Genomic DNA, 6,139 nt, shown 5'->3' with positions numbered 1-6,139 from the left:
CTGGTGGTGGGTGCATCACTGCGCGTGATGGCCTCATCATCACCCCGACAAGGCGGCATGCCAACTCCGCAAGGCTTGTTCGCCCAGCGCCAGATTGCTTTCCCCCTCCCTTTGGGCGTGCTGTGATGGTCGCATGGGACTCCGCGAGCGACTGATCAACAAGATGACTCCTGACGGCGGCATCAGCGTCGACGACGCGCTCAACCTGCTTGCCCGGGGAGGCGTGCTGGTCGACGTCCGTGGCCTCAAGGAGTACGAGAGCGGCCACGTGCCCGGGGCGCGCCTGGTGGACGTGCGGGCGCTGGCCGAGAACGTGATGGACGCCGTCTACGAGGGCGACCCCTTCGCCGAGCCCGACAAGACGATCGTGCTCATCTGCGACACCGGGCTGCGCTCCGGCCATGCCGTCAAGATGGTGCGAGACCAGGGCTTCACCTGCGAGTTCGTCGACGGGGGGCTGGTCGCCTGGCGCGATGCCGGACAGATCCTCATCCCGGGGCCCCCGCGCAAGCGGATCTGAGCACGCGCAAGCGGATCTGGGCCCACGGGGCACAAGTGGACGGGGAGCCGCAGCCCGGTCGGTCCGGCCGCGGCTCCCACCACCTCAGTCCACGTGGTCGGTGACGTACTGGCGCACCACGTCGTCGAAGTCCTGGTCGCGCACGAATCCGAGCGCGAGCTGGTGGTCGACGTCGAAGTCGCCCGGCCACGAGCACACGATGTCGGCCACGCGCTGGTCGTGCTCGTCGGTGACCAGGGCGCGCACCTCGGGGCCACCCACGCGTTCCAAGGCATCCAGCATCTCCTGGACGGTCACGCAGATTCCGGGGATGTTCATGCCGCGCCAGCGGCCCAGGTCCTCCTGGGGCAGTGCCATGGCGTGCACCAGGTTGGCGACGGCGGTGCGTGGCGAGGAGAGCCACATCCGGGTCGAGCGCGGCACGGGGCAGGTTGTGGGGATGCCGTTGAGGGGTTCGCGCAGGATGCCGCTGGCGAAGGAGCTGGCGGCGGAATTGGGCTTGCCGGGCCGCACCGAGATGGTGGGCAGCCGGCAGATCCGACCATCGAGGAAGCCCTTGCGGGAGTATTCGTTGACCAGCAGCTCCCCGACGGCCTTGAGGGCGCCATAGGTCGAGTCGGGCTGCTGGGCCCAGTGCTCCGGCACCACCGTGGGCATGTCCCCGCCGAAGACGGCAAGGGAACTGGTGAAGACCAGACGCACGTCGCGACCTGTGTCCGAACCGACGTCGCGCAGGCGTTGGAGTAGCTCGCGCGTTGCATCGACATTGACCGACATGGCCAGGTCGAAGTCCTGTTCCGAGCCGCCGGACAGGACTGCGGCCAGGTGGTAGACGCCGACGGTGTCACGGGTGATGGCCTTGGACAGCAGTGACGCGTCGCCGATGTTCCCGACCACCGAGGTGACGCGCGGGTCCTCGACTGGCGAGGGCGCGAGGTCGAGCGAGACGATGCCGTCGGCGCCCAGCGGAGCCGTGCCGGCATCGATGCGGTCGAGCAGTGTCCGGGTCAGCATGCTTCCGAGAAAGCCGGCTCCACCAGTGATGACGATCTTCATTGATTCCTCCATCGGTTCGTGGGGCGGGGTGTGCCCCTGGGGCGGGTCAGACCAGGCGGATCTGCCGCGTCGCGGTCAAGGTCTGGTCCATGTGTTGGGCCATTGCGTCCGCGGCGGACTCGGCGTCGTGTTCTCGGAGCGCGGCCAGGATTCGGCGGTGCCACGCGAGGGCTTCGCGTCGCACCTGGGTGCTGCGCGAGGTCTCGCGTCGCACCCGCAGCAGCATCTGGGAGAGGGTGCCGAAGGCCTCGCTGAGGAAGGGGTTCTGGGCGGCTTGGAGGATGATCTCGTGGAAGCGGATGTCGGCCTGTGCGGACTCCTCCGGTGAGGGGGAGTCGAGGTGCTCCTCCATCAGCCGGACCTGCTCCTCCAGTGCGGACAGCTGCTCCGGGGTGATGCGGGTGGCTGCCAGCCGTGCCATGCCCACCTCGAGGACGCGCCTGGCCTCCATCAGGTCCTGCACCATCTGGGCGGTGTCATCGTCGAGTTGGGCACGCACCGCCACCACCTCGGGATCCAGGACGGACCATTCGGTCATCGGCGCGATGCGGTTGCGGCGACCCTGCTGGACCTCCAGGATGCCGCTCGAGGCCAGGGAGCCCAGGGTCTCGCGCATGGTCAACCGCGAGACGCCGAAGCGCTCGGCGAGACGGGTCTCTGCGGGCAGTTCCTTGCCCACGTCGAACTCTCCCGCGGCCAGTGCTCCGAGGATCTCCTGCCTGGTTCGTTGTGATGCCTTCATCCTGCCCCTCTCGGCGGTCCTGACCGGGATCGACCCCTCCATCATTCACTGCCGGAACCATTGACAGTGGCTCACCCGGAACCTATCTTGTCAGACATCAGACAAGTTGTGGAGACCCGTTCTCCAGAACTTTCCCGAGATTCCATCCCCAGAGAACGACGACGTCCGAAGGGTTTTCGATGTCACCCACCATGCTGGTCCTGCTGGGCCTGGCGGCCGTGGGCGCGATCCTCGCGCTCATCATCAAGGCCAAGGCCCACCCATTCATCGCCATGATCGTGGTCTCCATCGCGCTCGCCCTCGTGGCCGGCATGCCGATGGCCGGGGTCGTTCCCGCGCTGCAGGAAGGCATGGGCAAGACCCTTGGTTCCGTAGCGCTGATCGTCACCCTCGGCGCCATGCTCGGCAAGATCATCGAGATCTCGGGCGGTGCAGAGGTCCTGGCCAAGGCCCTGTTGCGGGCCTTCGGGGAGAAGCGGGCGCCGTGGGCCCTGGGTGCCTCGGCCTTCATCTTCGGCATCCCGGTCTTCGTCGATGTCGCCACGATCGTGCTCGTCCCGATCGTGCTGGCCGTGGCGCGGAAGATGCCAGGGCGGGCCAACATGCTCACCCTCGCACTGCCCACCGTGATGGCGCTGTTGACCGTGCACGTCGTGCTGCCGCCCCACCCGGGCATCGTCGGCGGTTCGGAGCTCATGGGTGCCGACGTCGGCCTGGTCCTGCTTCTGGGATTCGTGCCCGCCATCATCATGTGGTTGTTCAGCCAGGTGCTGTCCGGCGTGCTGGTCAAGAAGAACTTCTCCGAGGTCCCCACGGAGGGCAGCGCGCTGGCCGGTGTCGAGCAGCAGGACGAGGTCGACGCAGCCGGTCGCGAGCCCAGTGTCGGCCTGGTGATGGCCATGATCGTCATCCCGCTGCTGCTGATCATGCTGCAGACGGTCACCGCCCTGACCCTGCCCGCCGGGCACGTGGTGCGCTCCTTCTTCGCCCTGGTGGGTGCAAGCCCGGCCGCGTTGTTGATCGGCGTTCTGCTCGCCAGCTACTTCCTGGGCGTGCGACGGGGCTGGGGGGCGTCGAAGATCGAGGACGTGTGCAGCGCCGCGCTGCCCGCCACGGCCGCGGTCATCCTGATCACGGGCGCCGGTGGCACCTTCGGTCACATCCTGTCCAGGACGGGCGTGGCCCAGGCCGTCGCCGATGTCCTGTCGGGTTCCGGCCTGCCCATCATCTTCCTCGCCTGGTTGATGGCTGCGCTGATCCGCGCAGCCCAGGGCTCTGCGACGGTGGCCACCATCACCACGGCCCCGCTGATCGCGCCGCTGGCCGTCAGCATGGGGCTGGAGCCGGTGCAGATCGCGATGGTGACCATCTCAATCGGCATCGGATCCATGGCCCTGTCGCACGTGAATGACTCGCTCTTCTGGGTGTGGAGCCGCTACTACCAGGTGAGCACGGCGACGGCCCTGAAGAGCTACACGGTGGCAACCACCGCCACCTCCATCGTCGGCTTCGGCGTGGTGGCCCTGATGTGGCCACTGGTCGGCATGGTTTCGTGAACAGCAGACAGGAAAGGGCAACCGACATGACGACCCAGACCACGCGCAGGCTCCTCGTGCTCGACGACGACCCCACCGGGTCCCAGTGCGTCGCCCACGTCGACATCGCCTTCCAGGAGGACCCGGAGATCCCCGCCACGGTGCTCCGGGAACCCGGCTCCACCTGCTTCGTGCTGATGAACACCCGGGCGCTGCCCGAGGCGGAGGCCGTGGCCAAGAACCGCAGGATCCTGGAGGGGGTGCTGGGCAGGGGGGTCGAGGCCTCCCAGCTGCACGTCGTCTCCCGCTCGGACTCGACGCTGCGGGGGCATGTGCTGGCCGAGCCGAATGCCCTCGCCGATGTCCTGGCCGAGCATGGCGTCGAGGTCGACGGGTTCCTGTTCTGCCCGGCCATGGTCGAGGCGGGACGCTTCACCCGCGACGACGTCCACTACGCCATGGTGCAGGAAAGCGCGCTCGAGGCTGCCGAGACCGACTTCGCGAAGGACGCCACCTTCGGCTACCGGGAGTCGAACCTGCGCCGATTCCTCGAGGAGCGTTCGGGCGGTCAGCTCAGCGCCGACGAGGTTGCCAGCATCGGGCTCGACGACATCCGCGAGGGTGGCGTCGACCGTGTCGAGGAGATCCTCGCCTCCGTCACAGGACGGCAGTGGGTGGTGGTCAATGCGACCGAGTACGAGGACATGGAGGTGGTGACCCAGGCCCTCGCCCGTCGGGAGGCAGCTGGGCGACACTTCATCACCCGCTGCGGACCGTCCTTCGTGCGCCCGCTCTCCGGGCAGCAGGGGGCCGTGGTGCTGGGCGAGGACGACATCGTCATCGACCCCACGCGCACACCCCACGGGCTGGTCGTGGTCGGATCCCATGTGGGCCTGACCACCCGACAGCTGCAGGCGGTGCAGCGCCGCGGGAGCCTGGTGGAGTTCGAGCTCGAGGTGACCAGGCTGCTGGACGAGGGCACCCGGGAAGAGCACCTGGCCGAGATCGTCGCCCGCCTGCGTGCACAGCTGTCCACGGACGACTGCGTGCTCTACACCAGCCGCGAGCTGGTCAGCACCGAGGACAAGGACGAATCACTCCAGATCGCCCGCACGGTCTCCGATGCCGTGGTGGAGGTGGTCCAGCAGGTGGCTGCGGCACGACCTGCCTGGGTCGTGGCCAAGGGCGGAATCACCTCACACGAGGTGGCTGCCAAGGGGCTGGGCATCAGCCACGCCGAAGTGCAGGGGCAGTTCTTCCCCGGCCAGGTCTCGCTGTTCACCGCCCGCCAGGCGCCGGCGGACACCATCGGCGTCCCCTATGTGGTCTTTCCCGGCAATGTCGGGGGCGACGAGGCGCTTGCCGACGTCGTCGAACGTCTGGTTGGAGCGACGCAACAGAACAGGAGCAAGTGATGGGCATCAGGACGATCGGTTGGGTGGGTCTGGGGGCCATGGGGACCCCGATGGCCCGCGTCGCGGCACAGGCCGGCTTCGAGGTGACGGCCTTCGACCTCAACGCGGACGCGGTGGCCTCGCTGGCGCCGGCGGTGACCGGCGCGTCCTCGGCGCGCGAAGCGGCCCGGGGCAAGGATCTCGTGGCGATCATGGTGGCCACCGGCGCCCAGTTGGACCAGGTGCTCTTCGGTGACCAGGGCATCGCCGAGGTGCTCGACGCCGACACTGCCGCGATGGTGATGGCCACCGTCGGTCCCTCGGCGATCGAGCAGGTCCGCGAGCGGCTGGCGCCCACCACCACCCACCTGGTGGACGCGCCGGTCTCGGGCGGCGTGGCACGGGCCGGGACCGGTGAGCTGTTGATGATGGTCTCCGGTGCCGAGGAGGACGTGGAGCTGGTGCGGCCGGTGCTGGACGCGCTGGCCTCCTCCGCCCCGAACGTCGGGCCGCTCCCCGGCGACGGGCAGCGCTTCAAGGTGGTCAACCAGCTGCTGTGCGGCGTGCACATCGCTGCTGCGGGTGAGGCCCTCGCCCTGGCCGACTCGATGGGGCTGGACGTCAAGCAGGTGCACGAGGTGCTGGGTGCTGGTGCCGCCGCCTCCTTCATGTTCGGCGACCGCGGCCAGCGCATGGTGGCCGGCAACCACGACGAGGTGCGCTCCGCGCTCGACATCTTCGTCAAGGACATGGGTCTGGTCTCCGAGGCCGCCCGCGAGGTGGCGCAGGAGGTTCCCCTGGCGTCCACCGCCGAGCAGCTCTACCTTCGCGGACGACGCCACGGACTGGGACGCAAGGACGACTCGGTCGTGGTGCAGCTGTTGAAGACAGG

Annotated in this window: 6 protein-coding genes; 4 read left to right on the top strand and 2 right to left on the bottom strand. The window is 68.5% G+C overall.

The features are described from left to right. Window positions 1–133: 133 nt before the first annotated feature. Complete coding sequence (locus ACHFFZ_RS10520) at window positions 134–520, top strand: rhodanese-like domain-containing protein (RefSeq protein WP_394276578.1); 387 nt, start codon at window positions 134–136, stop codon at window positions 518–520. An 84-nt stretch (window positions 521–604) separates the two neighbouring features. Here ACHFFZ_RS10520 and denD read toward each other — a convergent pair whose 3' ends face one another. Together denD and ACHFFZ_RS10510 are read right to left on the bottom strand one after the other, a co-directional pair. Continuing rightward, a complete protein-coding gene (denD, locus tag ACHFFZ_RS10515) occupies window positions 605–1,576 on the bottom strand; it encodes a D-erythronate dehydrogenase (protein WP_394276577.1) in 972 nt (323 codons plus the stop codon). Window positions 1,577–1,622: 46 nt separating this feature from the next. After that, complete coding sequence (locus tag ACHFFZ_RS10510) at window positions 1,623–2,318, bottom strand: FadR/GntR family transcriptional regulator (protein ID WP_394276576.1); 696 nt, start codon at window positions 2,316–2,318, stop codon at window positions 1,623–1,625. A 179-nt stretch (window positions 2,319–2,497) separates the two neighbouring features. Here ACHFFZ_RS10510 and ACHFFZ_RS10505 point away from each other — a divergent pair, with 179 nt between their 5' ends. The 3 genes from ACHFFZ_RS10505 to ACHFFZ_RS10495 form a co-directional block, all read left to right on the top strand. Next, the gene (locus tag ACHFFZ_RS10505) at window positions 2,498–3,874 is read left to right on the top strand and encodes a gluconate:H+ symporter (RefSeq protein WP_394276575.1); all 1,377 of its coding nucleotides are present in this window, start codon (window positions 2,498–2,500) and stop codon (window positions 3,872–3,874) included. A gap of 26 nt (window positions 3,875–3,900) precedes the next feature. Beyond that, the gene (locus ACHFFZ_RS10500) at window positions 3,901–5,268 is read left to right on the top strand and encodes a four-carbon acid sugar kinase family protein (protein WP_394276574.1); all 1,368 of its coding nucleotides are present in this window, start codon (window positions 3,901–3,903) and stop codon (window positions 5,266–5,268) included. Further along, window positions 5,268–6,139: NAD(P)-dependent oxidoreductase (locus tag ACHFFZ_RS10495; RefSeq protein ID WP_394276573.1), on the top strand; the 872-nt coding region annotated here is incomplete at its 3' end. The genes ACHFFZ_RS10500 and ACHFFZ_RS10495, both read left to right, overlap by 1 nt.

It is taken from the genome of Luteococcus sp., from assembly GCF_043424415.1.
GTDB lineage: Bacteria > Actinomycetota > Actinomycetes > Propionibacteriales > Propionibacteriaceae > Luteococcus.
The sequence above is the reverse complement of the archived record's forward strand: the minus strand, read 5'-3'. Positions and strand labels throughout refer to the sequence as shown.

Excerpts from the sequence above, each read along its gene's own strand:
- ACHFFZ_RS10520 (WP_394276578.1), top strand. The coding sequence starts at position 134 with ATGGGACTCCGCGAGCGACTGATCAACAAGATGACTCCTGACGGCGGC.
- denD (WP_394276577.1), bottom strand. The coding sequence starts at position 1,576 with ATGAAGATCGTCATCACTGGTGGAGCCGGCTTTCTCGGAAGCATGCTG.
- ACHFFZ_RS10510 (WP_394276576.1), bottom strand. The coding sequence starts at position 2,318 with ATGAAGGCATCACAACGAACCAGGCAGGAGATCCTCGGAGCACTGGCC.
- ACHFFZ_RS10505 (WP_394276575.1), top strand. The coding sequence starts at position 2,498 with ATGTCACCCACCATGCTGGTCCTGCTGGGCCTGGCGGCCGTGGGCGCG.
- ACHFFZ_RS10500 (WP_394276574.1), top strand. The coding sequence starts at position 3,901 with ATGACGACCCAGACCACGCGCAGGCTCCTCGTGCTCGACGACGACCCC.